We start from the raw sequence: 24,684 nt of genomic DNA, 5'->3' as shown, positions 1-24,684 counted from the left end.
CTTGGAATTGTTCGAGGCGGGGCTTTTCGGGACATGACGCGTTGTTTGAGCCGCTGGGTGGCAGCGGCGGTGCTTTGGATTGTGTCCACGTCGCTCGCGCGTGCCGAGTCGCCCGCGGCGACGGTCGAGCAATGGGGCTTGCTCGGCTCGTGGGCGGTCGACTGCGCTGTCAGGCCCGACCGCGACAAGGGCGCGCTGCTGACCTACGAAATCCGGAAGGACGGCCGGGTGATGTACCGGCGCAATTTCGGCGACGCCAAGGACGAGAACGAGGTGGTGTCCGCCACGGTCAACGCCGAAGGCCTGCTCAATGTGATGGTGTACTTCCCCTCGCTGCAGCAGACGCGCGAGTTCGGACTGTTGCTCTCAGAGCAAGGTAGCCTGCGAGCGATCTACAATCGCAGCGAGCGCGGCGAGTACACGATCAGGGACGGCAAATACGTCAAGACCGGTGCGCCGACGCCTCTACAACAGCGCTGCGATTAACGATCGTTTTGATCCTGAATATCCATTCAGAATTCTCTTCCCGTTCCTTCGGAACGTTCACACGTATGCACCGTTCTCAATTGCATTACGTTGGAGGAGGACATCATGAAGAAGCTTGGTTATGTCGTTGCCGCTCTGGGTGCGCTCGCGGTTGCGGCGCCGACACTGGCAAGTGCTGAGACTGTGATCGTCAACCACGGTCATCACGGCCCGTACGGCGCTCGCGCCGAATTCCGCGAGCATCGCGACAATGGCTGGCATCGTGGCTGGCACCATCACGACCGTGTCGTGATGATCAAGCACGGCCATCACCACTGGGACTAATGCGCAACGCAAACATGGAAATGGCCCCTCGCGGGGCCATTTCTCTGCGTTCGAAAAGCTGACTGACGAAACTAATCCCAGGCCGGCGCGAAGCCGGGATTGACGCAACGTCTGTCTTTCGGCAGCGCTGCGATCTTCTTGCGGTCGGCATCATCCAACTTGATCTTCAGCGCGTCCAGATTGGCCTGCTGGCTCTCGCGGCGTGATGCCTTCGGGATCGCGGCAACACCATCCTGGTCGAGCAGCCATTTCAGCGCGACTTGCACGGCGCTCGCATTGTGCTTGGCGCCGATTTCGCCCAGCACCGGATCCGAGGCAAAACGCCCCTGCGCAAGCGGGCAATAAGCGACAAGCGGGATCGACTTGGCCTTGAGATAGGCCAGCACCTTCGATTGATCCAGCATCGCGTGATACTCGATCTGATTGCAGGCGATCGGCGCCTTGACGTCCTCGACCGCGATCTTGAGCAGCGCCGTGGTGAAATTGGCGACGCCGATCGCGCGCGTACGCCCCTCTTCCTTCAGCTTCATCAGGGTCTCGAACACCGCGCCCCAATTCGCCGATCTCGATGGCCAGTGCACGAGATAGAGATCGACATGATCGAGCCTCAGCTTGTTCAGGCTGGAATCGAAGGCGCGGCGGATCGCATCCGGCGCCAGATTTTCGTGCCAGACCTTTGTCGTGACATGCAGCTCGCCGCGCGGCACGGAGGCCGCCGCGAGCGCGGCGCCGATCGCCTCCTCGTTGGCATACATTTCGGCGGTGTCGATGTGGCGATAGCCAATCGACAGCGCGCTCTCGACCGCGGCGCGGCAGGCATCGCCCTGCATGCGGAAGGTGCCGAGGCCGAGCTTGGGCATGCTGATGCCCCGTGTTTTCAGATTGTCCATTAAACAGGCTCCTGAGCATTTCAGCCCGCCGGATGCGCGCGGCGATGCCGCGTGAGCAGACTCTTCGGTGATGGAAAAGAGGTGGCGGGAGCGGACACTATAACGCGGCAGGCGCGCGGCGGCCAATCACGAATGCTGCGCAACCATGGCCGAACGCGCCTGCGGCTGCGGCACGATATCGACGGACCAGAGATCGCGGTTGTCGACGTCCTTCAGGGTCACCGTCATCACGCCGCTTGTGCCGTCAATGTCGACGCGGCCGAAGAACTGCAGGCCGAAGCTGGGCGCGAGGTTCTCGCCCTGGGCTTCGCTACACCCATTCCGGTACATCGCTACGGGGCCGAACGTGTTGTCGAGCTCGCCGGGGCCCCAGGTGCCGGCATGGAGCGGACCCGAGACGAACTCCCAGAACGGCTCGAAATCCTGGAATTGCGCCTTGTCCGGATCGTAGTAATGCGCGGCGGTGTAGTGCATGTCAGCGGTGAGCCAGACGATGTTGCGGACACAAGCGCGCTTGATGAACGCAAGCAGATCGGCGATTTCGTGCTCACGCCGGTCGGGCGGGCCGTCGCCGAGCGCGACAGCATCGAGGCTGATCAGCCCGATCGGCAAATCTGCCGCGATCACCTTCCAGGTCGCGCACGAGGCAGCGAGCTCCCGCTTCAACCAGGCGAGCTGCTCGCCGCCGAGAATCCAGCCGCGATGATCGTCGCCCTTATTCCAGGTCTCGTCGCGATAGCTGCGCATGTCGATCATGAAGACGTCGAGCAGCGGGCCGTAGGTGATCTTGCGATAGACCCGGCCCTGCCGCGCGCCGATGTCCCGGATCGGCATGAAGTCGAAGAAGGCGCGGCGTGCGCGCGCGACCAGGCGCGGCGTGCCGTCGTCCTCGTAGCCGGCGTCGTCGTAGCTGCCGGTCGGCGACCAATCGTTGGTGACCTCGTGATCGTCCCATTGCGCGAGCATCGGCACTTGCGCATGGAAGGCGCGGAAGTCCTCATCGAGGTGGTTGTATTTGTAGTTGCCGCGAAACTGCGCCAGCGTGTGCGCGACTTGCGCTTTCTCCTCGGTCACGACGTTGCGCCAGATCTCGCCGTTCGGCAGCTTCTGCTCGGGCGGGATCGTGCAATCGGCATAGATGTGATCGCCGGAATGGATGAAGAAATCCGGACGATTGTCGAGCATGGTGCGGTAGCTGCGATAGCCGCCCCGCGAGATGTCGATGCCCCAGCCCTGCCCGGCGACGTCGCCCGACCACAGGAACGAGATTGACTGGCCGGCAGCCGGCGCGGTGCGGAAATGGCCGATGCGGCTTTCGCCGGCGATGCCCGTCGCGATGTCGTCGAAGCGCACGCGATAGAAGATGTCCTGCCCGGGCGGCAGTTCGCCGAACAGCAGCTTTGCGGTGAAGTCTGCGTCCGGCAACGCCTCGCGCGAAGCTGACGCGATGATGGTCTTGAAACTCTCGACGGTCGAGCATTCCACCTGCATCCGCGCAGGTCGGTCGGCACGCGCCCATATCACGGCAGAGCCATCCGAAACGTCACCCGACTGGATGCCGCCCGCGATCTGCGGGCGGTCGGCGGCGCGGCTGATACGGGGCTTTGCGAGCGAGGCGACGGCCAGGGAAGACGTAGAGCGGGCCAGGAACTGCCGCCGAGTCCATGCGCGCGACGCGCGAGACGTTGCCATTCAGGAGACCTTCGTCGAATCGTGACGGAAGGTGCCTGCGCCGTTTGACTGCTAGCTTACGGTTTCTTGACTCCACGCCGACGGTTTTGCGACGCGGAGGTGACGGTCTCGGACCGGGTCAGTGCTTCCAGTTGCAGATGCCGCCGGAACGGCACGGCCAGGTCTGGATGCGGGTGTCCATCGCCTGTGCATCGAGCGGATTGCCATGACGATGCGCGAGCTTGGTGCGTGCTGCGCCACGCGGCTGAGCGCTCTTCGTGTGAGCGATCTTCGGTTCGGACACATGCACGCGTTCGGCCGCGACCTTCTTCGGCACGTCAACCGGTTCGGCACGGGCCTGCGCCTCGCTGCCGCCCTTCGCCTCCAGCGCGACCGGCGCGAATTGCGTCTCGGGCCCGAGCCGTTTCGGCGACAGGATTGCCGTGGAGAGATCGAGACCGAGATATTCGTCAGGCTTGTAGTCGTCAGCGCGCGCGATGCCGCCCCATGCGAGCACGAGGGCAATGGCAACTGCAAAAGGAACGCTTTTCAGGACCACGGACGCCTCCTGAAATTGATGATTAAAGGAGTAATCTACCTTTATTTAGGAGGCGTCGCGTGCAAATCCAGCGGTCAACTGCCGCTGTGGTTAAGAAGTTTGGCGGTGTCAGGCGACCTTTCGCGTCGCACCCGTCCCATCCAGGAAACCCATAAGCCGGCCGCGGATGATTTGTTCCGCCTCGCTCATGATGCGATCGACGAGTTCCTTGCAGGTGGGGATGTCGTGGATGAGGCCCGCGACCATGCCGCAGCTCCAGGCACCGGCATCCATCTGCCCCTCCAGCATGATCTTGGGATAAACACCCGCGACCTGGTCGTGAATGTCGCCGATCGTGAGCTTGTCGCCCTTGGCATGCTCGATCTCGAGCAGGCGATCGACATTGGCGTTCTTCAGCACGCGCTCGGTATTGCGGAGGGCCCGCATGATCAGGCGGGTGTCGAGCTCGGTTGCCGCGACCAGCGCATTCTTCACGTTCTGATGGACAGGCGCTTCCTTGGTCGCGATAAAACGCGTGCCCATGTTCATGCCGGCCGCACCCAGCGACAGCGCTGCGACGAGGCTGCGCCCGTCGGCCATGCCGCCGGAGGCCACGAACGGGATCTTCAGTTCCTCCGCCGCGCGCGGCAGCAGGATCATGTTCGGGATGTCGTCCTCGCCGGGATGACCGCCGCACTCAAAGCCGTCGACGCTGACGGCATCACAGCCGATGCGTTCGGCTTTCAGCGAATGGCGCACCGAGGTGCATTTGTGGATCACCTTGATGCCGGCCGCCTTCAGTGCCGGCATGTATGCCTCCGGACTGCGGCCCGCGGTCTCCACCGCCTTGATGCCGCCCTCGACGATGGCTGCGATGTATTCCGGATAAGGCGGTGCTGCGAAGGTCGGCAGGAAGGTGAGGTTCACGCCGAACGGCTTGTCGGTCATGTCGCGGCAGCGCGCGATCTCCTTGGCGAGCAGCTCCGGTGTCTTCTGCGTGAGGCCCGTGATGATGCCGAGCCCGCCGGCATTGGAGACGGCGGCGGCAAGCTCGGCAAAGCCGACGAAATGCATGCCGCCCTGGATGATGGGGTGCTCGATGCCGAACAGTTCGGTGATCGCGGTCTTCACTTAGATTACCTCCCGGAATTTTGCCTGGTATTGGGATCAGTCTAGCCGGACTTTCGCGCCGCGGTCACCATTTCTCACCGAACGGACGAATCTCCATCTCGAAGGTCCAGGCACTCTTCGGCTGCTGGTAGAGCTGCCAATAGGAATCGGCGACCGCCGACGGCGGCATCAGCAGATCGGGATTGTCGAGCGCCTCCTTGCCCCAGAGCTGCTCTCGGCGCTCCCGCACCCAGGCCGTATCGACGCCCGAATCGATGATGAGATGGGCAACGTGAATGTTCTTCGGACCGAGCTCGCGCGCCATCGCCTGCGCCACCGCACGCAGTCCGAACTTGGCGCTGGCAAAGGCCGCAAAGCCGCTGCCACCGCGCAAGGACGCCGTCGCGCCGGTGAAGAAGATCTTGCCGCCGCCGCGCGGCAGCATCAGCCGCGCCGCCTCGCGCCCTGCGAGGAAGCCGGAATAGCAGGCCATCTCCCAGACTTTGCGAAACACGCGCTCGGTGGTGTCGAGGATCGGAAAATTGACGTTGGCGCCGACATTGAAGATGCAGACTTCCAGCGGCGCGTGCGTGTCGGCATCGTTGAGGAAGGAGATGATTTCCTCCTCCTTCCTCGCGTCCAGCGAGCGCGCATGGATCTCGCCGCCGGCAGCTTCGATGTCCTTCACCAGCGGCGCGAGCTTGTCGCCGTTGCGACGGCCCGCATAGATCGAAAAGCCTTCGGCGGCGAATTTCTTGGCAATCTCTGAGCCGATGAAATCGCCGGCCCCGATCACGGCCGCAGTCGCGTTTCGCTTGGGCAAGGTCGCCTCCTCCGGTGAGAGCATGTGATTGCGCCGGAGGCTATAGTTCTAAAATAGAACCGTCAAACTTCGAGAGCAGATGCTAGGTTTCTGTTGAAATATCACTGGTCATTCAAGCCAGTTGCTTTTTCAGACTTATGGCACGAAGGCCGGAGACGGGATCATGAAGTGGGATACGCTGGACGAGGAGCCCTGCTCGCTCTCCCGCACCGTCGCCGTCGTCGGCGACCGCTGGACGCTCTTGATCCTGCGCGAATGTTTTCTACGCGTACGCCGGTTCGAAGCGTTTCAGTCCTCGCTCCAGATCACGCGGCATCTTCTCTCGGAGCGGTTGAAGAAGCTGGTCCGCTTCGGCATCCTGCGTCGCGTCCCCTATTCCGAAGCGCCGAAGCGCTACGAATACATCCTCGCGCAAAAGGGGCTCGACCTCTATCCGATCATCATGGCGATGGTGCATTGGGGCGACACCCACATGGGCGACGAGCGCGGCCGCCCGCTGCTGCACGAGCACAAGCCCTGCGGCAAGCTGTTCGACCCGGTGATGGTGTGCTCGGAATGCGGCGAGCCGCTGCATGCGAAGCAGGTGCATGTGCATGGGGGGCCTGGGCGAAGGGAAGCCGTGGGGTGAGCCCCGGTCTCATTCTGGCGAAAGCCAGGGCGACGATGAGAAGAGCCCTGCTCCTCGATCGTCTCCGGCTGCGCAAAACCTACGCGAAGGGAACGCCGTAATAGGCGTTGATGCCGCGCATGGCGGCGTCGTCACCCCAATTCCAATCGCTCCGCTCGCCATATTTCGGCGCGCCTTCGAACTCCCTGGCGGTGATCCCTGTGACATAGCCGCCAAGCTCGGTGTCGTATTTCAGCGACTGCCAGGGCAAGGGATAGTGATCATTGCCGACGCCGAGAAAGCCACCGAAGCCCAGCACGGCGTAGGACACCCTGCCACTCGTCTTGTCGATCATCACGCGTTCGATCGAACCGATCTTGTTGCGGTCGGCGCCGTAGACCGACGTTCCCTCGACCTTATCACTGCCGATCAGACGGCCCATTTCAGGGCGGTCCAGTTCGCCTTGATTCAACATCTCAATTCTCCACTCCGCCAATTGTATGGACCAACCGAGCCTGGAGATGATCGTTCCAAAACGCGCCGTGAGCCGGAGTGCCGCGAGACAAGGCGTACCTAGTGCAGAGACGTGGATTGTTCGCGCGGCGACAGGAAATCGAACATCTCGGCCGCGGCCTGAAGCTGCTCGATGCGCGCCGCAACCACCTCACGCTGCTTGCCGTCTGGCAGGCTCGCGAGCTCATGCTCGAGCCGCAATCTCCGCGCTTCCAATCGCTGTTCGAATGTGTGTGGTTCAGACCGTCTTCGCATCGTCCATCCTCGGGGGTTGCAGGCCCGGGCTGTTGGCCCAGCGCTCGACTTGATCGATGACCTTCTGGTGGCTCGGACGCACCGGCTTCGGTGCTTCGGGCTCTTCGGAAAGCTTGCGGGGCAACCTGACCTTGTCCGTCATGGCACGTCTCCCTTCGCCTCTAAAATGCGCTTGGAGGGAAATCGTTTCAAGGCGTAAACAATTGATTTTGTTTGACTATCCTGCTCATTTGACGTTTTTTCGGACTCCTGCGGAACCCGCGTCAAGTTCGTTCGTTTAGCAAAATACTCAAATTACTCACTTTGCGTGATCGACCATGAATGATCTTCGCGCCGAGCGCCTTCAGGTCATGCTCTCGCCGGAAGAGCTGTCCGCAGTTGATGATTTCCGGTTCAAGAACCGCATGCCGACACGCGCTGCGGCGGTTCGCGAGCTCCTCAAGTTCGGGCTCGCGGCCGCGGGCATCGAGACGAGCATCGACTCGTCGGCAGGGATCAAATCAAGCGAATTCGGTGTATTCGGCCGCGGTCCCGAAGGGCACACACCGACGAAGCCCGAAGGCGGCGCCGAGGATTGATTCCCAGCCTCTTACAAGCAAAACGACCCCGGCACAGTGGGGTGCCAGGGCCGTCCTTGGAGATTGCTTCCGGCGCACCGGGGGCATGACAGCCGGAAGCAATCTGTCGACTCATCGCGCGGGGATTCGTTCCTCGCTTAGTTAACCACTGGGCGCGGCGCTAGCCGTGCGCCGCATGCATCGTGACAGACGCATTTTCCTGATGCACCTGCCGGACCGTCGTTGCAGTGGCAAACGCGACCGAGACGCCGAAGGCGAGAATGAATGAGAGAAGTGCAAGACGTGGGGCCATCGCAAAGCCTCCTTCTGGAATCAAAAAATCAACGCGATCGACTATTCCTGTTATTGTTGATTGGTCGCCTGCGTTCCGTGAGCGGTCTCACACGCGGACTCACGAAAACGGGAGCGGCTACGCGTCCAGCTTTTGACGGATGCGGGTGGTAACGGGCGGAATTTCGCCATCGAGCCAGTCCTGCTCTTTCGCCAAGGCCGTCCAGGCATCCGCCATGCGCGAATAGCGATTATAAGCGGGTTGCCCTTCCGAACGCTCGGCCAATTGCAAGCAGTTCTCGGCGTTGTCCCTGAAGATGTCAGACTGTTTCATCAACAAGACTTGGGCACGGATCCCCGGTCCCGCAACCGCCCTAACAGGATCTTAACCTCCGCCGGAACTTTCGAGCGCTGCCTGACGCCACGCGCCTCATGGCGGACAAGTAACAGCCCGCGTCTTCCGGACGATCTGACCGGCGCAATGACCGCGTGGCGCGGTCGAGGCGACTTCCAGCCCGCGATGCATGCGGGCCAATCCGGCAAGGCACGAGAAATAATCTCAAATTTCCTTGGAACCGGATGGAACCATTCGGACCGGTTGCCGTTGTTTGGGCCGGGCTGAGCAGAGCAGGTTCCATTTTCACGCGCAACAACCTTGGCGCTTGATTTGCGATTCGGCTGACGATCTAGTCTGATCAATGCGTCTCGCTGTGGATTCGGCCGACGCCTGCAGGGGAATCAGTATGAGCGACATCGATCCCGGAACGGCATCACGCTCCGGTCGTCGCGTCACAAAACCCAAACCCAACGGTACATCGGAGCCGGATTCCCGGCCGGAATTGCTACTCGCGCTACAGGCCATGCGCAGCGGCGACTTCTCCGTGCGCATGAGCGGCGACTATCTCGGCATCGACGGCAAGATTGCCGATACTTTTAACGAAATCATCGCCGCCAACCAGCGCATGGCGCAGCAGCTCGAGCTGGTCGGCCAGGTGGTGGGACGCGAGGGCAAGACCCGCCAACGCGTGAAGTTCGGCCTCGCCTCCGGCTCCTGGGCCGACATGGAAGGCTCCGTCAATACGCTGATCGACGATCTGTTGTGGCCGACGCGCGAGGTGACCCGCGCGGTCGCGGCCGTGGCCCAAGGCGACCTGCTGGAGACCGTCAAGCTCGACGTCGAGGGCCGCCCGCTCCGCGGCGAATTCCTGCAATCGGCGACCATCGTCAACACGATGATCAAGCAGCTCGGCGTCTTCACCTCCGAGGTGACGCGCGTCGCGCGCGAGGTCGGCACCGAGGGCAAGCTCGGCGGCCAGGCCCAGGTGCCGGAAGTGACCGGCGTCTGGAAGGATCTGACCGAGAGCGTCAACTCGATGGCGAACAACCTGACCAACCAGGTTCGCAACATCGCCGAGGTGACGATTGCGGTGGCCAACGGCGACTTGTCCAAGAAGATCACCGTCGACGTCCGCGGCGAAATCCTTCAGCTCAAGGAAGCCATCAACACGATGGTGGACCAGTTGCGCTCCTTCGCCTCCGAAGTGACGCGCGTCGCGCGCGAGGTCGGCACCGACGGCAAGCTCGGCGGCCAGGCCATCGTGCCCGGCGTCGCCGGCACCTGGAAGGACCTCACCGACTCCGTCAACGCGATGTGCGGCAACCTCACCGCACAGGTTCGTAACATCGCCAACGTGACGACCGCCGTGGCGCGCGGCGACTTGTCCCGCAAGATCACAGTGGACGTGCGCGGCGAAATTCTGGAGCTCAAGGACACCATCAACACGATGGTGGACCAGCTCAACTCCTTCGCCTCCGAAGTGACGCGCGTCGCGCGCGAAGTCGGCACCGAAGGCAAGCTCGGCGGCCAGGCCCAGGTGCCCGGCGTGGCCGGCACCTGGAAGGACCTCACCGACAACGTCAACTTCATGGCGTCGAACCTGACCGCGCAGGTCCGCAACATCGCCGACGTCGCCACCGCCATCGCGGGCGGAGACCTCTCCAAGAAGATCACCGTGAACGTGTCGGGCGAAATCCTTCAGCTCAAGGAAACGCTCAATACTTGCGTGGACCAGCTCAACGCCTTTGCCGGCGAAGTGACGCGCGTCGCGCGCGAGGTCGGCACCGAAGGCCGGCTCGGCGGCCAGGCCAACGTGCTGGGCGTCGCCGGCACCTGGAAGGATCTCACCGAAAGCGTCAACTCGATGGCGTCGAACCTGACCGCGCAGGTTCGCAACATCGCCGAGGTGACGACGGCGGTCGCCGGCGGCGACTTGTCGAAAAAGATCACCGTGGACGTCCGCGGCGAAATCCTCGAGCTGAAAGACACCATCAACACCATGGTGGACCAGCTCAACGCCTTCGCGGGCGAAGTCACGCGCGTCGCGCGCGAGGTCGGCACCGAAGGCAAGCTCGGCGGCCAGGCCGTCGTGCGCGGCGTCGGCGGCACCTGGAAAGACTTGACCGACTCCGTCAACTCGATGGCGTCGAACCTGACCGGCCAGGTCCGCAACATCGCCGAAGTCGCGACCGCGGTCGCCAAGGGCGACTTGTCGAAGAAGATCACGGTGAACGTCTCGGGCGAAATCCTTCAGCTGAAGGAAACGCTCAACACCATGGTCGACCAGCTCAACGCCTTCGCCGGCGAAGTCACGCGCGTCGCGCGCGAGGTCGGCACCGACGGCAAGCTCGGCGGCCAGGCCGACGTGCCAGGCGTCGCCGGCACCTGGAAGGATTTGACCGACTCCGTCAACTCGATGGCGGGCAACCTGACCGCCCAGGTCCGCAACATCGCCGAGGTCGCGACCGCGATCGCCGGCGGCGACCTGTCGCGCAAGATCACGGTGGACGTCCGCGGCGAGATCCTTCAGCTGAAGGACACGCTGAACACGATGGTCGACCAGCTCAACCGCTTCGCGGGCGAGGTGACGCGCGTCGCGCGCGAGGTCGGCACCGAAGGCCGGCTCGGCGGTCAGGCCAACGTGCCCGGCGTCGCCGGCACCTGGAAGGACCTCACCGACTCCGTCAACTCGATGGCGGGCAACCTCACCGCTCAGGTCCGCAATATCGCCGAGGTGACGACCGCAGTGGCGCGCGGCGACTTGTCCCGCAAAATCACCGTGGACGTGAAGGGCGAAATCCTCGAGCTCAAGAACACCATCAACACCATGGTGGACCAGCTCAACGCCTTCGCCGGCGAAGTGACGCGTGTCGCGCGCGAAGTCGGCACCGAAGGCAAGCTCGGCGGCCAGGCCGAAGTGTCCGGCGTCGCCGGCACCTGGAAGGACCTCACCGACAACGTCAACTTCATGGCCTCGAACCTGACGGCCCAGGTCCGCAACATCGCCGAGGTCGCGACCGCGATCGCCGGCGGCGATTTGTCGAAGAAGATCACGGTGGACGTGCGCGGCGAAATCCTGCTGCTCAAGGACACCCTGAACACGATGGTCGAGCAGCTCCGCTCCTTCGCGGCCGAAGTGACGCGCGTGGCGCGCGAGGTCGGCACCGAAGGCCGGCTCGGCGGTCAGGCCGTCGTGCCCGGCGTCGGCGGCACCTGGAAGGACCTCACTGACAACGTCAACCTGCTCGCGGCAAACCTCACCACGCAGGTCCGCAACATCGCCGAAGTGACAACGGCGGTGGCGCGCGGCGACTTGTCCCGCAAGATCACCGTGGACGTGAAGGGCGAAATCCTCGAGCTGAAAAACACCATCAACACCATGGTGGACCAGCTCAACGCATTTGCCGGCGAAGTCACCCGCGTCGCGCGCGAAGTCGGCACCGAAGGCGAGCTCGGCGGTCAGGCCCAGGTGCCCGGTGTGGCCGGCACCTGGAAGGACCTCACCGACACCGTCAACTTCATGGCGGCGAACCTCACCGAGCAGGTCCGCGGCATCGTCAAGGTGGTGACCGCTGTTGCGAACGGTGATTTGAAACAAAATCTCACCGTGAAGTCGAAGGGCGAGGTCGCAGCACTTGCCGACACCATCAACAACATGACGGAGACGCTCGCGACCTTCGCTGACCAGGTGACATCGGTGGCGCGCGAGGTCGGCGTCGAAGGACGGCTGGGTGGTCAGGCCGACGTGCCCGGTGCGGCCGGCACCTGGAAAGACCTCACCGGCAACGTCAACCTGCTGGCGGCCAACCTCACCTCGCAGGTGCGCGCGATCGCGGAAGTGGCGACCGCCGTGACCAAGGGCGATCTGACGCGATCGATCCAGGTCGATGCCCGCGGCGAAGTGGCCGAGCTGAAAGATAACATCAACACGATGATCACGAACCTCCGTCTGACGACGGACGTGAACACCGAGCAGGACTGGCTGAAGACCAACCTCGCCAAATTCACCAACATGCTTCAGGGCCAGCGCGATCTCACGACCGTCGGCCGCCTGCTGCTGACCGAGCTGTCGCCGCTCGTCAACGCGCACACCGGCGTGATCTACCAGGTCGAGAACGAGGACAATCCCCAACTCCTGCTGCTCGCCTCCTATGCCGGCGACGGCGTCTATCCCTATCAGCGCGTGCTTCCGTTCGGCGACGGCCTGATCGGCCAGTGTGCGATCGACCGGCGCCCGCGCGTGGTCTCCGACATTCCCGCCGACGTGGTGCCGATCAACTCGGCACTGCTCCGCGTCGCCCCGAAGAACCTCGTGGTGCTGCCGGTGCTGTTCGAGGGTCAGGTCAAGGCGGTGATCGAGCTCGCCTCGCTCACCTTGTTCACGACCTCGCAGATGACGTTCCTGGAGCAGCTCACCGACTCCATCGGCATCGTGCTCAATTCGATCGAAGCGACGATGCAGACCGAAGGCCTGCTCAAGCAGTCGCAGCAACTGGCCGGCGAGCTCCAGACCCAGCAGCGCGAATTGCAGCAGACCAACGACCAGCTCGAGCAGAAGGCGCAACAGCTCGCCGAACGTAACGTCGAGGTCGAGCGCAAGAACCAGGAAATCGAGCAGGCCCGCCGCGCGCTCGAGGAAAAGGCAACCGAGCTCGCGCTGACCTCGAAGTACAAGTCTGAATTCCTGGCCAATATGAGCCACGAGCTGCGCACGCCGCTGAACTCGATCTTGATTCTCGGCCAGCAGCTTACCGACAATCCGGACGGCAATCTTTCCGCCAAGCAGGTCGAATTCGCCCGCACCATCCACGGCGCCGGCACCGACCTCCTGAATCTCATCAGCGACATTCTCGATCTCTCCAAGATCGAGTCCGGCACGGTGACGGTTGATGCCGAGGAAATCCTCACCGCCAACCTGCTCGAGACGGTCGGACGGCCGTTCCGGCATGAGGCGGAGAACCGCAATCTGTCGTTCAGGATCGACGTCGATCCGAACCTTGCACGCAGCATCGTCACCGACTCCAAGCGCCTGCAACAGGTGCTGAAGAACCTGCTCTCCAACGCGTTCAAGTTCACCGGTGAAGGCGAAGTGCGGCTGCAGGTCGCTGGCGCGCTCGGCGGTTGGGGCACGGATCATCCAGTGCTGAACTCCGCGCCGGCCGTAATCGCCTTCGAGGTCTCCGATACCGGCATCGGTATTCCCCTGGAGAAGCAGAAGCTGATCTTCGAGGCATTCCAGCAGGCGGACGCCGGCACCAGCCGCAAATACGGCGGCACCGGTCTTGGCCTTGCCATCAGCCGCGAACTCGCGAGCCTGCTCGGCGGAGAAATCCACCTGCGCAGCGCCCCGGGCAGGGGCTCGACCTTCACGCTGTATCTGCCGCTGAAATATTCCGGCCCGACGCTCGCGCCGCGCGCTACACCAGCGCCGCAGCAATACAACCAGCCGCCGGCACTGCAGCCCGCCGCACCGGAACAGCAACGCGTCATCGAGCAGCTGCCTGACGACCGCCTCAATCTCGACCCCGGCGACAGCATCCTGCTGATCGTCGAGGACGATCCGCATTATGCCCGCATCCTGGTCGACCTCGCGCGCGACAAGGGTTTCAAGGTCCTGGTCGCCGCGCGCGGCGCAGAGGCGCTCGAACTCGCAAAACAGTATCAGCCGCGCGCCGTCTCGCTCGACGTGTTCCTGCCCGACATGCTCGGCTGGACGGTGCTGAGCCAGCTCAAGCACAACCCGCTGACGCGCCACATTCCCGTGCAGATCATCACGCTCGACGAGGACCGGCAGCATGCGCTGGCCCGCGGCGCCTTTTCCTTCGTCAACAAGCCGACGACGACCGAAGGCGTTGCCGCCGCGCTGACGCAGATCAAGGAATATGCGCGACCGCGCCGCAAGCGGCTGTTGATCGTCGAGGACAACGAAGCCGAGCAGCTGTCGATCCGCGAGCTGCTGCATCACGATGATATCGAGATCGTGACCACCGACACCGGTGCCGGTGCGCTCTCGACCCTGCGCGAAGCGCCCTGCGACTGCGTGGTCCTCGACCTCAGGCTGCCCGACATGAGCGGCTTCGAGGTGCTGGATCAGATCCGGCGCGACGACGCTCTGTCGAACGTTCCCGTGGTGGTGTTCACCGGCCGCGAGCTCTCTGCGGAAGAGGATGCGGAACTTCACACCATGGCGCGCAGCATCGTGGTCAAGGGCGTGGAATCGCCGGAACGCCTGCTCGACGAGACCGCGCTGTTTCTGCATCGCGTGATCACGGAACTTCCGGTCGAGAAGCAGCGCATGCTGGAGAAGCTCAACAGTTCCGACGAGGATCTGATCGGCAAGACCGCGCTGCTCGTCGACGACGACGCCCGCAACATCTTCGCGTTGTCGAGCGTGCTGGAACGGCGCGGCATGAAGGTGCTGACGGCGACCACCGGCCGCGAGGCCGTGACGCTGGTCGAATCCAACCCGGAAATCGCCATCGTGCTGATGGACATCATGATGCCGCAGATGGATGGCTATCAAACCATCGGCGTGATCCGGGAGAACCCCGCCTTCTTGCGCCTGCCGATCATCGCGCTGACAGCGAAGGCGATGAAGGGCGATCGCGAGAAATGCCTGGAAGCCGGTGCGTCCGATTACCTCGCTAAACCCGTCAACACCGATCAATTGCTGCTTGCGATCCGCATGTGGCTGCACCGCTGAACGGGACCCGCGAATGGACCACGAAAAGGTCAACATTCTCCTCGTCGACGACCAGCCGGCCAAGCTGCTCGCCTACGAAGTGATCTTGAAGGAACTCCGCGAGAACCTCGTGATCGCCTCGTCTGGCCGCGAGGCGCTGGAGGTTCTGCTCAAGACCGAGATCGCGGTGATCCTGGTCGACGTCTGCATGCCTGAGCTCGACGGTTTCGAGCTCGCGGCGATGATCCGCGAACATCCGCGCTTCCAGAAGACCGCGATGATCTTCATCTCGGCCATCCAGGTCAGCGACATCGACCGGTTGCGCGGCTACGAGATGGGTGCGGTCGATTACGTTCCGGTGCCCGTCGTGCCGGAAGTGCTGCGTGCCAAGGTCAAGGTGTTTGCCGAGCTCTATCGCAAGACACGCGAGCTCGAACGACTGAACCAGGATCTCGAGGATCGCGTCCGGGCCCGCACGGCCGAGCTCGAGAACTCCACCGCAAAGCTGCGCGAAAGCGAAGAGCGGCGCAGCTTGGCAATCGCCGCCGGCAAGATGGGATCCTGGGACTGGGATTGGGTCAATGGCGACTGGATGTGGGACGAAGGCCAGTACCGCATTTTTGGCGTGACGCCGGAGACCTTCAACGTCACCTCGGCCAATATCCAGGCGCTGCTGCACCCGGATGACATCGACCGGTTCGGCCAGGCGATTGCCGCGTTCAATACCGGTGCGCACGCCTATGAAGGAGAGTTTCGCGTCTGCCGACCCGGTGGCGATGTGCGCTGGTGCGTCGGCACAGCGGCCGCAACGGTGGATCCGGGCGGTCGCGTGGTGCGGGTGAGCGGCGTCACCGTCGATATCACCGAACGCAAGCGCGCCGAGGAACGGCAGAACCTGCTGGCACGCGAAGTCGATCACCGCGCCAAGAATGCGCTGGCGCTGGCACAGTCGATCGTGCGCCTTACCCGCGCCGACGGGGTCAAGGCTTACGTCAATGCCGTCGAGGGACGCATCAATGCGCTCGCGCGCGTGCACACCATCCTGTCGCTGTCGAGCTGGCAGGGCGCCGAGCTCTCCAAGCTGATCGAGGAAGAGCTTGCGCCCTACTCGCTCGGCGGACAGATCAAGCTTGCGGGTCCCGAGGTGCAATTGCTGCCGGCGACCGCCCAGACGCTGGCGCTGGCGCTGCACGAGCTCTTCACCAATTCGGCCAAGTATGGCGCGCTCTCGACCCGCTCGGGGCGGCTCGCGATCGGCTGGCAGGCCGAGAACGATCTCCTCATCTTGACCTGGGAGGAGACCGGAGGGCCGTTGGTCAGGACGCCGAAGTCGCGTGGTTTCGGCACAAGAAGCCTGCTGGCCAGTGTCGAGTCCCAGCTCGGCGGACAGGCGCTGTTCGATTGGCGTTCAGAGGGCCTGCTGTGCCGTCTCGATGTGCCGTTGACGCGCAAGAGCGCGGCAACATCGGCGGCGCAGGACAAGTTAGGGGCCAGCACTTCTCCCGAACTTCAGCGCGCGTCGGGTTAGCGCGACGCAGCGACCTTCAGCCGTAACATCGGCCGCGGTTCATCGGCGACACGCCCTTCGAGCCAAGCTTCCGTTTTCGCAAGATCGCGCAACGCCGTTGCATAGCGGCGGGCGGCGCTGCGCTCTGCACCCCGCGGCAGCTTGCGCGCCTTGCGCAAAATGTCGGCCGCTGCGTTGCGGTAGGCCAGCGAGCGATAGAGAAAGACCACCTTACCCATAGCGAATGTTCCCGTGTTGATGCCGTTCATCCTCGCAAGATCGGCATGAACGTCGGATGAAGCGGCTCATGACAATTCCTTTATGCGCGATGGAACCCGCGACTACGACGCGCGTTGGCATGCCAGATCGATCGGCAGTTCCATGCGCGCAAAAAAGTCGCCAAATAGGTCGCCAAGTCTGATCTCTCCCACCGGCATCATCAAACTGATGACGCATGCGACGATGGGCGCGGCACTCGGTCTGGCCTTCACGCTCGCACTGATCCTGGCCAATCCTGCGGTCGCAGAATTGCTAAACCACGGCGGCCGTGCGGCAGCCTTCGTCTTTGTCGGCACGATGGTGACGACGTTTGCCATCGGTGCCGCGCTGACGGGCGTCGTGTTCATCCTCAACGAGGACAAGGAATCTTGAAGCGCGCGTGAAGCGCAATGCCATGTATTTTTCGGAACTCCCGCGGCGAATGGCGGTTGGCTGCCTGCGTCAAATTCAACTCAGGGAGTTCCCGCGCATGAACACGACCAAGCTCGCTCTCGCCGTGATGTTAGCGATCGGCCTCGCCGCCGCACCCATTGCCGCGCAGGCCAAGTCGCACAAGGCCAAGCATGATTCATCGACCTCGTCCTCGCAAACGACAGGCGCCAACACGAAGTCCAAGGGCAGCGACGCTTCCGGTCAGAACAGCTCTGGCACCGGCTCCGACCAGGGCGGCGCCATGACGAACAACAAGAGCGCCCCGAGCAACACCAAGTAAGCTCGGGAGTAAGCTCGACAGAGCTGAGGCCCCGCGAAAGCGGGGCCTTTTGCTTGGGTGCCCTGAACATCCTCTCAAGGCCACATGGTCGGCGCGCGGATCAGAGCATCCCTGCCCGCCCGCCTCAAATCGTCGACCGAACATTGCCCCGATCGAACACGATCACTCAGTCGTGCGGCAATTCGTTCGCGCATCGCCATTTCGGACGGCGCAAGGTCGGCACAGACTTCATCGAGGACCGCCCGCAGCAGGGCGGCCATTTCGGCATCCGGCATCGACAAGCTCCGGCATGTCGCTTTGCGCGACCGCTTTAGCTGCGTCGGATGTCAGTGATGTTAAGGCGGCTCTTCAGCGGACCAAGACGTACCCGGTCGCGGATGTCGGGCAAAACCCCGCCACCGCCAGCGGCCTTCCATTCGCCGATCAGCAGATTGATTTTCCGGCGCAGGCCCATCTGCGCCTGGGCCCGTTCGGTGCAGTCACGATCGCGATTAACGAGATCGCGTACGGTCGCCTCGACATCGGCCATCTCCAGCCTCAAGGCGCTGATTTTGCGTCGAATTTCATTAATTCTGTTGTCCATGGCTTGTTAGAACAAAATAAGAACATATAGTCAAGCCACGAATTCGGAATGGAGAGCGGACATGCAGGTTCAGGGTAAATACGACGCCAAGGCTTTTCTCATGGAGCAGATGACCCGGGCGCAGGGGCTGCGGCTGAAGCGGCTGAGCGAAGAGGCCTACCAGCCCGCGCAATACGATCGCGGTCTGTCCTCTACCGAAGCCGCGCGCCGCATCCAGGTGCTTGAAGCGGAGATCGAACTCGCGAACTCCTTCTGAGGCGCGCGGCCAGTGGCCTTGGAACGCTGCGTCAACACTCCTGTTCTCTTCCGAGGCCAAAGGGAGAGAGTTGATGGCACGCAAGGCAAAGAAGCGCCGCTACTCACGCAGCGCTGCCAGTGATGTCGAGCGCGAGATGCGGCGTTACAAGAAGGGGACTGCAAAGAGCGGGCCCGGCGGTCGCGGCGGACGCGTGAAGAGCCGCAAGCAGGCGATCGCAATCGGCTTGTCGGAAGCGCGCGCGAAGGGCAAGAAGGTGCCGAAGAAGGCGTCGAAGCGGAAGACGTCCAAGAAGAAAAGCGCGAAGAAGAGCTCGAAGCGCAAATCCGCGAAGCGGTGACGCCGACCGGCGTCAGGTCATGCTACCCGGCATGAAGCAGCGGATCGAAACACCGAACGCCGTCTTGACCGGCCAGACCATGGTGCGGCCGGCGCGGTTCGGCTCGGTGATCACGGCTTCGTCGGGGACCTCGACCCACTCCCCATCAAGACGGACCCGGTAGTGCCCATTGTGCGAGTCCCAGTCAGGATCGGCCACGGCAACACCGTCGGCATCCGAACAGCACGGACCGAGATGGCTGCGCAAGCTGTCGAACCAGGGCTTTAGCGGAGAATCGGTGAAGCGGCCGTCATCGCGCCCCAAGGCACTTCCGGTCGACAGCACGAGCGGCGCCGCGAGCAGCGCAAGTCTCAGCGAGAGCTTCAATCGATCCATGTCGGCACCGATCAAATGCGAACCACCGGCCGGTTCCACAAAGCAGCCGGACGTTCGAAGTTCCACTCCTGCAATTTGCCTCGGCGCCGTCATTGCCGCCAGAGCACAATACGCGATTCCAAAGTCTGACGAGCGAACGCGGCTTTTTCGGACGAACCCGTCATCATTGCTGCCGTTAACGAGAATGTTATCGGCGGCCTGTGGGTATCTCGACAGGCGCGCACGAAAAAGGCGGCCCGCAGGCCGCCTTTTGAATTTGCCGTCGAGGCCATGAGAGGAAATAGATCAGGCGAGCGGCACCGCCACGAAACGGGTCGCCTCCGCGCTCTTCACCTGCAGCAGCACGCTGTTCTTGCCGGACGATTTGGCCTGCGCCAGCTCGGAGCGGACATCGCCGACATTGGCGACCGCCTTGCCGCCGACATTGAGGATGACGTCGCCGGTCTGGATGCCGCGTTGCGCCGCCGGTCCCTGCGGGTCGACCTCGGTGACCACGACGCCCTTCTGGCCTGCGCCCTGGACGTCGCCGGCCGGCGCCAGGCTGAGGCCGAGGCGCGGCGTGCCAGGGGCCTGCTGCGTCTTGCCGTCGTCAGCTTTGGCCTGCTTTTCGTTCGGCAGCTCGCCGAGCGCGAGCGACACCGTCTTGTTATCGCCCTTGTGGACGACATCGAGCTTCACGGACGTGCCCGGCGCCAGCGTGGCGATAGTGCGGGCGAGATCGCGGGAGTCCTTGATCGTGGTGCCATTGACGGCGGTGATGACGTCGCCCGCCTCGATGCCGGCCTTCGCCGCCGGGCTGCCATCCTGCGGGTTATCGACGATTGCACCGCGCGCCTCCTTCAGGCCGAGGCTGTCGGCAATCTCCGCGGTCACCGGCTGCACCTGCACACCGAGCCAGCCGCGGGTGACGGCACCCTTGTCCTTCAGCTGCGCGACCACGAGCTTGGCGGTCGAGGACGGAATATCGAAGCCGATGCCGACCGAGCCGCCCGAGGGCGAGAAGATCGCGGTGTTCACGCCGATCACATTGCCGTTCATGTCGAAGGCCGGACCGCCGGAATTGCCCTTGTTGATCGGCGCATCGATCTGGATGTAGTCGTCATAGGGACCGTTGCCGATGTCGCGGCCGCTGGCCGAGACGATGCCGGCCGTCACGGTACCACCGAGGCCGAAGGGATTGCCGACCGCGACCACCCAGTCGCCGATCCGCGGCTTCTGGTCGGAGAATTTCACGAACGGGAAGTCCTTCTTGCCGTCGACCTTGATCAGCGCGAGGTCGGTCTTCGGATCGGTGCCGACCACCTTCGCGGTGTAGATCGTGCCGTCATCCATCGTCACCTGCACGGACTCGGCGTGGTCGACGACATGGTTGTTGGTCACGGCATAGCCGTCGGCCGAGATGAAGAAGCCGGAGCCCTCGCCCGTGATCACCTGGTGGCGCTGGCGCGGCATGCCGTTCATGCCACCCGGGCCGCGGAAGCCGAACTGCCGCGAGAACTGGTCGAACGGGGAATCCTCGTCCTGATCCATCCGGTTCTGTTGCAGCATCGCGCTCTTGTCGTTGTCCTGGTCGATCTTGACCCGCACCGAGATGACGGCGGGCTTGACCTTGCTGACGAGGTCGCCGAAGCCCGGCGGCGTCACGGCGCTCTCAGCGGCCTGCGCAGGCGAAATCAGGGAGTTCAAGCTGAGCGGCGACGATCCGGGAGAGGCGGCCAGCACGGCGACGCCCAGCGCGGCCACAGTGCCGAGCAACGCCAGCCGGCTAGGCTTCAGAATCTTGCGGGACGTAGTGGTGTCGGAATTGACGCGGTCGTTCATGTCGAAATGTCCATGTTGGTGAAGGTTGTCGCCTTGCATCCAACATGGGCGCTCGCACCTTACGGTGTCCCGTCCACGCGATTAAATCTTGGCAAAGATGCTGCGGCCGGCGGCCGCATTCCTTGCGCGATCACACGCCCTTGTCGTTTGGATTGGCGATCGCGTCCGTTAGCGGCGCCGGCATCGGAAAGTTCAGGTTCACGTTCTTGGGCGGAATGGGTTTCGTGAACCATTTGGCGTACAGTTCCGCAAACTGACCGCTCTTCATCATCGCGACGAGCGTCTTGTCGACCAGCGCCTTGAACTCCGGATCGTCCTTGCGAATGATCAAGCCATAAGGCTCGGTGCGCAAGGCGTCATCGATGATCCGCCAATCGCCCGGTACTTGGCTGCTGGCGATCAGACCGGCAAGCAGAATATCGTCCATGACAAAGGCCTCGCTGCGTCCGGTCGTCAGCGCGAGGAAGGATGCGGCGTGGTCGGGCGACAGCACCTGCTTGACCTCGAACTTCTTCTCCTGGGCGCGCGCCAGCAGCAAGGCAATCGACGTCGATCCGGCGGTCAGCGCAACGGGCTTGTCCTTCAAGTCTTCGAACGTCTTGATCGGACCATCCTTGCGAACCACCGCGCGAATGCTCGACACGAAGATGGTGTTGCTGAAGGCCACCACCTTCCGGCGCTCCAGCGTGTTGGTGGCAGGACCACAAACGATGTCGATCGTGCCGTTCTCGATCAGTGGAATCTGGGTGCTGAGCTGAATCGGCTGAAGTTTCGTTTGAAGCGAGGGCAGCTTCAGTTCGTCCTTCACCGCATCGACGATCCGCGCACAGAGATCCATCGCGAAGCCAACCGGCTTCTGGTTGTCGTCGAGATAGGAGAAAGGGACCGAGACATCGCGATGGCCGAGCCGGATTTCGCCAGCCGCCTTGATCTTTGCCAGCGTCCCCGAGGGCGATTGGGCTTGAGCCGGGACAGCAACCGCGGCCAGAAACATGAGCGAATACAACAGCCCCTTCACGGCCCTACTCCTCTGATGGATACAATCATTCGATATTTTATACATAGTATTGCATAATCTACAAACTGATTTTATACAATCCTGACAACAACGACGGGATGCCGCATGAAATCGAGTGAAGTGGCAAAGCAACGGAGTGGCGGCGTTCATGGCTCGACGCCGGACGCCGTGCGCGAGGCGCTACGCCGCGCCATTAGCGCTGGTGAGCTGGCGCCCGGCATTCAGCTCCGGCAGGACGAGCTCGCCGAAAAATTCGGAACCAGTCGCATTCCCGTGCGCGAAGCGCTGCGACAGCTCGAGGCAGAAGGTTTCGTGACCTTCCTGCCCAATCGCGGAGCGGTCGTCTCCGATCTCTCCGTCGATGAAGTCGTGGAGCTGCTCGAGATTCGCATCGCGCTCGAATGCCACGCGCTGCGTCTTGCCATTCCGGCGATGGGCGACATCGATCTCGACGACGCAAGGGCGATCCTCCGCTCCTATGACGAAGAGCCCGATCCGGAAAAATGGGGCGCGTTCAACTGGCGCTTCCATAAATCGCTCTACGCCCCCTGCAATCGTCCGCGCCTGCTTGCGATGATCGAAGCCAATTACGGTCATGTCGGCCGCTTCACGCGCGCGCTGGTGTCGCGTGCCACCGGCAAGGACAGACCGCAGCAAGAGCACTACCAATTGCTGGAATTCTGCCGTGACGGCGAGGTCGAAAAGGCGGTGCGCCTGCTGCGCGAGCACATCGTGCAGACGCAGAAGACGCTGCGGTCGGCGCAACGTCATGCGTCGCGGAAAGAAGCCGATTGATCCGGCGATCGATCGTCCGATCGCGTTGAAGGAGAGCACGCTTGAAAGCGAACGACGTCGAAATCCTGGTCATTGGCGCCGGCATCGCCGGCCTTGCCACCGCCTATTATCTCGCCGTCGAGCACAAGCGCTCGCGCCTTCTGATCGTGGATGAAGGGCAGCCGATGACGCTGACATCGGCGCAATCCGGCGAGAACTATCGCAACTGGTGGCCGCATCCGACCATGGCGGCGTTCACCGACCATAGCACCGATTTGATGGAGGACATCGCGCGCCGCACCGGCAACCGCTTCCACATGACACGGCGCGGCTATCTTCTGGTGACGCGCGAAGAGAAGCCGGACGAGCTGCTGCGACAGCTATATGCTGGCTACGGCGCGTCGGCCTCGAAGCTGATCCGCCTGCATGAGGGCGCGAGCCGGAACTATTCGCCGCCGCTGTCGGCGGACTGGCAGGCTGCGCCCGACGGTGTCGACGTGCTGCTGGGCCGCGATCTGATCCAGCAACACTATCCGGCCTTCGACAAGGAGATCGCCACCGCGCTGCATATCCGCCGCGCGGGTGATATCAGCGGCCAGCAGCTCGGCCAGTACATGCTGGAGGCGATGCGGCCGCTCGGCGCGCAATTTCAGCAGGCGCGTGTGGTCGGCATCGCGAAAGCCGACCGGTTCGTGGTCGACGTCATCGTCGATGGCGAGCGCCAGACCATCAAGGCCGACATCATCGTCAATGCGGCCGGTCCTTTTGCGGCACACATCGCGGCGATGCATGATGAGAGGCTACCGATCCTGAACGTGCTTCAGCAGAAGATCGCCTTCGTCGACCGCAATCGCGCGGTGGACCGCAAGATGCCGTTTGCGATTGATCTGGACGGCCAGACGCTCGCCTGGTCGGACGACGAGCGCGAGGCCCTGGCCGCGGCGCCCGAGCTGGCGCGCCTGCTGAAGCCGATGCCGGGAAGCATTCATTGCCGTCCCGATGGCGGCGATCAGGGGCAGTGGATCAAGCTCGGTTGGGCTTTCAACGCGACGCCGTCCGACCCCGTCCGCGAACCCGAGCTCAATCCCTACTTCCCTGAGATCGTGCTTCGGGCTGCAAGCCGGCTCCAGCCGTCGCTCAAGCAATATCTCGGCGCCCTGCCCCGCGACCGCGTGCATTATGGCGGTTTCTATCCGATGACGAAGGAGAACTGGCCGCTGATCGGAGCCGCGAAGACGCCGGGCGTGTTCCTGACCACAGCGCTGTCCGGCTACGGGACGATGTCGGCCTGCGCGGCGGGTGACCTTTGCGCCCGCGCTGTGGTCGGCGCGCCAGTTCCCTCCTTTGCCGGCGCGCTCTCGCTGGCGCGCTACGAGAACAAGGTGCTCATGGACGAACTCGACAGCGCCGAAAACCGCGGGCTGCTCTGATCGCTCGCGAACCCAATCCCCTCACGCGGCGGCGGGTGTCTCCCATGCCGCTGCGGCGATGGCATCCTCTTCGCGTTGCGCATTGCACGCGTCGAAATGCGCTTTGAGCGCGATCTCGGCGAGATGTTCGAAATGTTCGGCCTGGCCAAGGAGCTGCCAGTTCTGGAGCGGCCGGTAGGCTGCCTGCTGACGACAGAGAGACGCCAGCGCGCGGTAGCGACGTACGTTCTCCATGAGACTCTCCCTCGCGTTCACAGCGCTTATTACCCTGATTTGCGTCACGCCGATGGCGGTTGTGCAAAACATTTGCTGCGTGCGCAGCCGGCTTAATCCTGGTTAACTTCAAGGAAACCCGCAGACGCACATTGGTTCCTATCGGATCCACCCGAGCGTGGAACTCGCGATGAGCTTAGGCGTAGCGGCGGCGCTCGACGTTGATGCCGATCAAACCGAAATGGTGTTCGATCGGTTCGGGCAACAGGGCGCCCTCGTCGCGCGACGCACC

29 protein-coding genes are annotated in these 24,684 nt (G+C 63.1%); 12 read left to right on the top strand and 17 right to left on the bottom strand.

All coding sequences use genetic code 11. From position 1 onward, the window contains the following. Positions 1–33: 33 nt before the first annotated feature. Both ACLFLU_RS12450 and ACLFLU_RS12445 read left to right on the top strand, forming a co-directional pair. The gene (locus ACLFLU_RS12450) at positions 34–486 is read left to right on the top strand and encodes a hypothetical protein (RefSeq protein WP_426412474.1); all 453 of its coding nucleotides are present in this window, start codon (positions 34–36) and stop codon (positions 484–486) included. Between the two features lie 105 nt (positions 487–591). Then, on the top strand, positions 592–810 hold the full coding sequence (locus ACLFLU_RS12445) for a hypothetical protein (RefSeq protein WP_426412473.1): 219 nt from the start codon (positions 592–594) through the stop codon (positions 808–810). A 71-nt stretch (positions 811–881) separates the two neighbouring features. On the opposite strand, the gene ACLFLU_RS12440 is transcribed toward ACLFLU_RS12445, so the two are convergent. From ACLFLU_RS12440 to ACLFLU_RS12420, 5 genes are all read right to left on the bottom strand, one after another. Next, positions 882–1,700, bottom strand: coding sequence for an aldo/keto reductase (locus ACLFLU_RS12440; protein WP_426412472.1), 819 nt, complete (start codon positions 1,698–1,700; stop codon positions 882–884). 126 nt (positions 1,701–1,826) lie between these two features. Continuing rightward, a complete protein-coding gene (locus tag ACLFLU_RS12435; RefSeq protein WP_426412471.1) occupies positions 1,827–3,392 on the bottom strand; it encodes an alkaline phosphatase D family protein in 1,566 nt (521 codons plus the stop codon). 118 nt (positions 3,393–3,510) lie between these two features. Next, positions 3,511–3,930, bottom strand: a complete 420-nt coding sequence (locus ACLFLU_RS12430) for a hypothetical protein (protein ID WP_426412470.1) — start codon at positions 3,928–3,930, stop codon at positions 3,511–3,513. A 108-nt stretch (positions 3,931–4,038) separates the two neighbouring features. Continuing rightward, a complete protein-coding gene (locus ACLFLU_RS12425; protein ID WP_426412469.1) occupies positions 4,039–5,040 on the bottom strand; it encodes an NAD(P)H-dependent flavin oxidoreductase in 1,002 nt (333 codons plus the stop codon). Positions 5,041–5,104: 64 nt separating this feature from the next. After that, positions 5,105–5,842 carry an SDR family oxidoreductase gene (locus tag ACLFLU_RS12420; RefSeq protein WP_426412468.1) on the bottom strand — a complete coding sequence of 246 codons (738 nt, stop codon included), beginning with the start codon at positions 5,840–5,842 and terminating at the stop codon, positions 5,105–5,107. A 163-nt stretch (positions 5,843–6,005) separates the two neighbouring features. Between ACLFLU_RS12420 and ACLFLU_RS12415 the strand changes: the two genes are divergently transcribed. Further along, a complete protein-coding gene (locus tag ACLFLU_RS12415; protein ID WP_426412467.1) occupies positions 6,006–6,470 on the top strand; it encodes a winged helix-turn-helix transcriptional regulator in 465 nt (154 codons plus the stop codon). Between the two features lie 79 nt (positions 6,471–6,549). Here ACLFLU_RS12415 and ACLFLU_RS12410 read toward each other — a convergent pair whose 3' ends face one another. The 3 genes from ACLFLU_RS12410 to ACLFLU_RS12400 form a co-directional block, all read right to left on the bottom strand. Beyond that, the gene (locus ACLFLU_RS12410) at positions 6,550–6,924 is read right to left on the bottom strand and encodes a PRC-barrel domain-containing protein (RefSeq protein ID WP_426412466.1); all 375 of its coding nucleotides are present in this window, start codon (positions 6,922–6,924) and stop codon (positions 6,550–6,552) included. Positions 6,925–7,022: 98 nt separating this feature from the next. Further along, entirely contained in the window at positions 7,023–7,163 is a 141-nt protein-coding gene (locus ACLFLU_RS12405; RefSeq protein WP_426412465.1) for a hypothetical protein, read from the bottom strand. 37 nt (positions 7,164–7,200) lie between these two features. Then, complete coding sequence (locus tag ACLFLU_RS12400) at positions 7,201–7,359, bottom strand: hypothetical protein (protein ID WP_426412464.1); 159 nt, start codon at positions 7,357–7,359, stop codon at positions 7,201–7,203. Positions 7,360–7,534: 175 nt separating this feature from the next. Between ACLFLU_RS12400 and ACLFLU_RS12395 the strand changes: the two genes are divergently transcribed. Further along, positions 7,535–7,795 (top strand): hypothetical protein, encoded by a 261-nt coding sequence (locus ACLFLU_RS12395; protein ID WP_426412463.1) that lies wholly within the window; start codon positions 7,535–7,537, stop codon positions 7,793–7,795. A 160-nt stretch (positions 7,796–7,955) separates the two neighbouring features. Here the strand turns inward: ACLFLU_RS12395 and ACLFLU_RS12390 are convergent, their stop codons facing one another. Continuing rightward, the gene (locus tag ACLFLU_RS12390) at positions 7,956–8,087 is read right to left on the bottom strand and encodes a hypothetical protein (RefSeq protein WP_426412462.1); all 132 of its coding nucleotides are present in this window, start codon (positions 8,085–8,087) and stop codon (positions 7,956–7,958) included. 117 nt (positions 8,088–8,204) lie between these two features. Beyond that, the gene (locus tag ACLFLU_RS12385; protein WP_426412461.1) at positions 8,205–8,399 is read right to left on the bottom strand and encodes a hypothetical protein; all 195 of its coding nucleotides are present in this window, start codon (positions 8,397–8,399) and stop codon (positions 8,205–8,207) included. A 409-nt stretch (positions 8,400–8,808) separates the two neighbouring features. On the opposite strand from ACLFLU_RS12385, the gene ACLFLU_RS12380 reads away from it, so the two are divergent. Both ACLFLU_RS12380 and ACLFLU_RS12375 read left to right on the top strand, forming a co-directional pair. Beyond that, entirely contained in the window at positions 8,809–15,105 is a 6,297-nt protein-coding gene (locus ACLFLU_RS12380) for a HAMP domain-containing protein (RefSeq protein WP_426412460.1), read from the top strand. A gap of 13 nt (positions 15,106–15,118) precedes the next feature. Then, on the top strand, positions 15,119–16,612 hold the full coding sequence (locus ACLFLU_RS12375) for a sensor histidine kinase (protein ID WP_426412459.1): 1,494 nt from the start codon (positions 15,119–15,121) through the stop codon (positions 16,610–16,612). Here the strand turns inward: ACLFLU_RS12375 and ACLFLU_RS12370 are convergent. Beyond that, positions 16,609–16,860: a hypothetical protein gene (locus ACLFLU_RS12370; protein WP_426412458.1), complete on the bottom strand. Its 252-nt coding sequence runs from the start codon at positions 16,858–16,860 to the stop codon at positions 16,609–16,611. The genes ACLFLU_RS12375 and ACLFLU_RS12370 overlap by 4 nt on opposite strands. 178 nt (positions 16,861–17,038) lie before the next feature. On the opposite strand from ACLFLU_RS12370, the gene ACLFLU_RS12365 reads away from it, so the two are divergent. Further along, positions 17,039–17,242, top strand: coding sequence for a hypothetical protein (locus ACLFLU_RS12365; RefSeq protein WP_426412457.1), 204 nt, complete (start codon positions 17,039–17,041; stop codon positions 17,240–17,242). Positions 17,243–17,339: 97 nt separating this feature from the next. Continuing rightward, positions 17,340–17,582, top strand: coding sequence for a hypothetical protein (locus ACLFLU_RS12360; RefSeq protein WP_426412456.1), 243 nt, complete (start codon positions 17,340–17,342; stop codon positions 17,580–17,582). 74 nt (positions 17,583–17,656) lie between these two features. Here ACLFLU_RS12360 and ACLFLU_RS12355 read toward each other — a convergent pair whose 3' ends face one another. Both ACLFLU_RS12355 and ACLFLU_RS12350 read right to left on the bottom strand, forming a co-directional pair. Then, positions 17,657–17,857, bottom strand: a complete 201-nt coding sequence (locus ACLFLU_RS12355; RefSeq protein ID WP_426412455.1) for a hypothetical protein — start codon at positions 17,855–17,857, stop codon at positions 17,657–17,659. Between the two features lie 35 nt (positions 17,858–17,892). Beyond that, the gene (locus ACLFLU_RS12350; RefSeq protein WP_426413974.1) at positions 17,893–18,111 is read right to left on the bottom strand and encodes a hypothetical protein; all 219 of its coding nucleotides are present in this window, start codon (positions 18,109–18,111) and stop codon (positions 17,893–17,895) included. Positions 18,112–18,226: 115 nt separating this feature from the next. Between ACLFLU_RS12350 and ACLFLU_RS12345 the strand changes: the two genes are divergently transcribed. Further along, positions 18,227–18,421 carry a DUF3072 domain-containing protein gene (locus ACLFLU_RS12345; protein ID WP_426412454.1) on the top strand — a complete coding sequence of 65 codons (195 nt, stop codon included), beginning with the start codon at positions 18,227–18,229 and terminating at the stop codon, positions 18,419–18,421. 73 nt (positions 18,422–18,494) lie between these two features. After that, the gene (locus tag ACLFLU_RS12340; protein WP_426412453.1) at positions 18,495–18,761 is read left to right on the top strand and encodes a DUF6496 domain-containing protein; all 267 of its coding nucleotides are present in this window, start codon (positions 18,495–18,497) and stop codon (positions 18,759–18,761) included. 12 nt (positions 18,762–18,773) lie between these two features. On the opposite strand, the gene ACLFLU_RS12335 is transcribed toward ACLFLU_RS12340, so the two are convergent. From ACLFLU_RS12335 to ACLFLU_RS12325, 3 genes are all read right to left on the bottom strand, one after another. Then, on the bottom strand, positions 18,774–19,136 hold the full coding sequence (locus ACLFLU_RS12335) for a hypothetical protein (RefSeq protein ID WP_426412452.1): 363 nt from the start codon (positions 19,134–19,136) through the stop codon (positions 18,774–18,776). Between the two features lie 285 nt (positions 19,137–19,421). After that, positions 19,422–20,957 carry a Do family serine endopeptidase gene (locus ACLFLU_RS12330; protein WP_426412451.1) on the bottom strand — a complete coding sequence of 512 codons (1,536 nt, stop codon included), beginning with the start codon at positions 20,955–20,957 and terminating at the stop codon, positions 19,422–19,424. Between the two features lie 130 nt (positions 20,958–21,087). Continuing rightward, positions 21,088–21,975, bottom strand: a complete 888-nt coding sequence (locus ACLFLU_RS12325) for an amino acid ABC transporter substrate-binding protein (RefSeq protein ID WP_426412450.1) — start codon at positions 21,973–21,975, stop codon at positions 21,088–21,090. 105 nt (positions 21,976–22,080) lie between these two features. On the opposite strand from ACLFLU_RS12325, the gene ACLFLU_RS12320 reads away from it, so the two are divergent. Next, positions 22,081–22,770, top strand: a complete 690-nt coding sequence (locus ACLFLU_RS12320; protein WP_426412449.1) for a GntR family transcriptional regulator — start codon at positions 22,081–22,083, stop codon at positions 22,768–22,770. A 41-nt stretch (positions 22,771–22,811) separates the two neighbouring features. Further along, on the top strand, positions 22,812–24,179 hold the full coding sequence (locus ACLFLU_RS12315) for an NAD(P)/FAD-dependent oxidoreductase (protein ID WP_426412448.1): 1,368 nt from the start codon (positions 22,812–22,814) through the stop codon (positions 24,177–24,179). A gap of 21 nt (positions 24,180–24,200) precedes the next feature. Here the strand turns inward: ACLFLU_RS12315 and ACLFLU_RS12310 are convergent, their stop codons facing one another. Beyond that, positions 24,201–24,413, bottom strand: coding sequence for a hypothetical protein (locus ACLFLU_RS12310; RefSeq protein WP_426412447.1), 213 nt, complete (start codon positions 24,411–24,413; stop codon positions 24,201–24,203). Positions 24,414–24,684: the final 271 nt, after the last annotated feature.

The sequence above is a fragment of the Bradyrhizobium ganzhouense genome, from assembly GCF_049949285.1.
Taxonomy (GTDB): Bacteria; Pseudomonadota; Alphaproteobacteria; order Rhizobiales; family Xanthobacteraceae; genus Bradyrhizobium; species Bradyrhizobium ganzhouense.
Note: the sequence above shows the minus strand (reverse complement) of the source record. Positions and strands in the feature narration are given on the sequence as shown.

Coding starts and splice junctions, on each gene's coding strand:
- ACLFLU_RS12450 (WP_426412474.1), top strand. CDS start 34: ATGACGCGTTGTTTGAGCCGCTGGGTGGCAGCGGCGGTGCTTTGGATT.
- ACLFLU_RS12445 (WP_426412473.1), top strand. CDS start 592: ATGAAGAAGCTTGGTTATGTCGTTGCCGCTCTGGGTGCGCTCGCGGTT.
- ACLFLU_RS12440 (WP_426412472.1), bottom strand. CDS start 1,700: ATGGACAATCTGAAAACACGGGGCATCAGCATGCCCAAGCTCGGCCTC.
- ACLFLU_RS12435 (WP_426412471.1), bottom strand. CDS start 3,392: ATGGCAACGTCTCGCGCGTCGCGCGCATGGACTCGGCGGCAGTTCCTG.
- ACLFLU_RS12415 (WP_426412467.1), top strand. CDS start 6,006: ATGAAGTGGGATACGCTGGACGAGGAGCCCTGCTCGCTCTCCCGCACC.
- ACLFLU_RS12410 (WP_426412466.1), bottom strand. CDS start 6,924: ATGTTGAATCAAGGCGAACTGGACCGCCCTGAAATGGGCCGTCTGATC.
- ACLFLU_RS12400 (WP_426412464.1), bottom strand. CDS start 7,359: ATGACGGACAAGGTCAGGTTGCCCCGCAAGCTTTCCGAAGAGCCCGAA.
- ACLFLU_RS12395 (WP_426412463.1), top strand. CDS start 7,535: ATGAATGATCTTCGCGCCGAGCGCCTTCAGGTCATGCTCTCGCCGGAA.
- ACLFLU_RS12390 (WP_426412462.1), bottom strand. CDS start 8,087: ATGGCCCCACGTCTTGCACTTCTCTCATTCATTCTCGCCTTCGGCGTC.
- ACLFLU_RS12385 (WP_426412461.1), bottom strand. CDS start 8,399: ATGAAACAGTCTGACATCTTCAGGGACAACGCCGAGAACTGCTTGCAA.
- ACLFLU_RS12380 (WP_426412460.1), top strand. CDS start 8,809: ATGAGCGACATCGATCCCGGAACGGCATCACGCTCCGGTCGTCGCGTC.
- ACLFLU_RS12375 (WP_426412459.1), top strand. CDS start 15,119: ATGGACCACGAAAAGGTCAACATTCTCCTCGTCGACGACCAGCCGGCC.
- ACLFLU_RS12370 (WP_426412458.1), bottom strand. CDS start 16,860: ATGAACGGCATCAACACGGGAACATTCGCTATGGGTAAGGTGGTCTTT.
- ACLFLU_RS12365 (WP_426412457.1), top strand. CDS start 17,039: ATGACGCATGCGACGATGGGCGCGGCACTCGGTCTGGCCTTCACGCTC.
- ACLFLU_RS12360 (WP_426412456.1), top strand. CDS start 17,340: ATGAACACGACCAAGCTCGCTCTCGCCGTGATGTTAGCGATCGGCCTC.
- ACLFLU_RS12355 (WP_426412455.1), bottom strand. CDS start 17,857: ATGCCGGATGCCGAAATGGCCGCCCTGCTGCGGGCGGTCCTCGATGAA.
- ACLFLU_RS12350 (WP_426413974.1), bottom strand. CDS start 18,111: ATGGCCGATGTCGAGGCGACCGTACGCGATCTCGTTAATCGCGATCGT.
- ACLFLU_RS12345 (WP_426412454.1), top strand. CDS start 18,227: ATGCAGGTTCAGGGTAAATACGACGCCAAGGCTTTTCTCATGGAGCAG.
- ACLFLU_RS12340 (WP_426412453.1), top strand. CDS start 18,495: ATGGCACGCAAGGCAAAGAAGCGCCGCTACTCACGCAGCGCTGCCAGT.
- ACLFLU_RS12335 (WP_426412452.1), bottom strand. CDS start 19,136: ATGGATCGATTGAAGCTCTCGCTGAGACTTGCGCTGCTCGCGGCGCCG.
- ACLFLU_RS12330 (WP_426412451.1), bottom strand. CDS start 20,957: ATGAACGACCGCGTCAATTCCGACACCACTACGTCCCGCAAGATTCTG.
- ACLFLU_RS12320 (WP_426412449.1), top strand. CDS start 22,081: ATGAAATCGAGTGAAGTGGCAAAGCAACGGAGTGGCGGCGTTCATGGC.
- ACLFLU_RS12310 (WP_426412447.1), bottom strand. CDS start 24,413: ATGGAGAACGTACGTCGCTACCGCGCGCTGGCGTCTCTCTGTCGTCAG.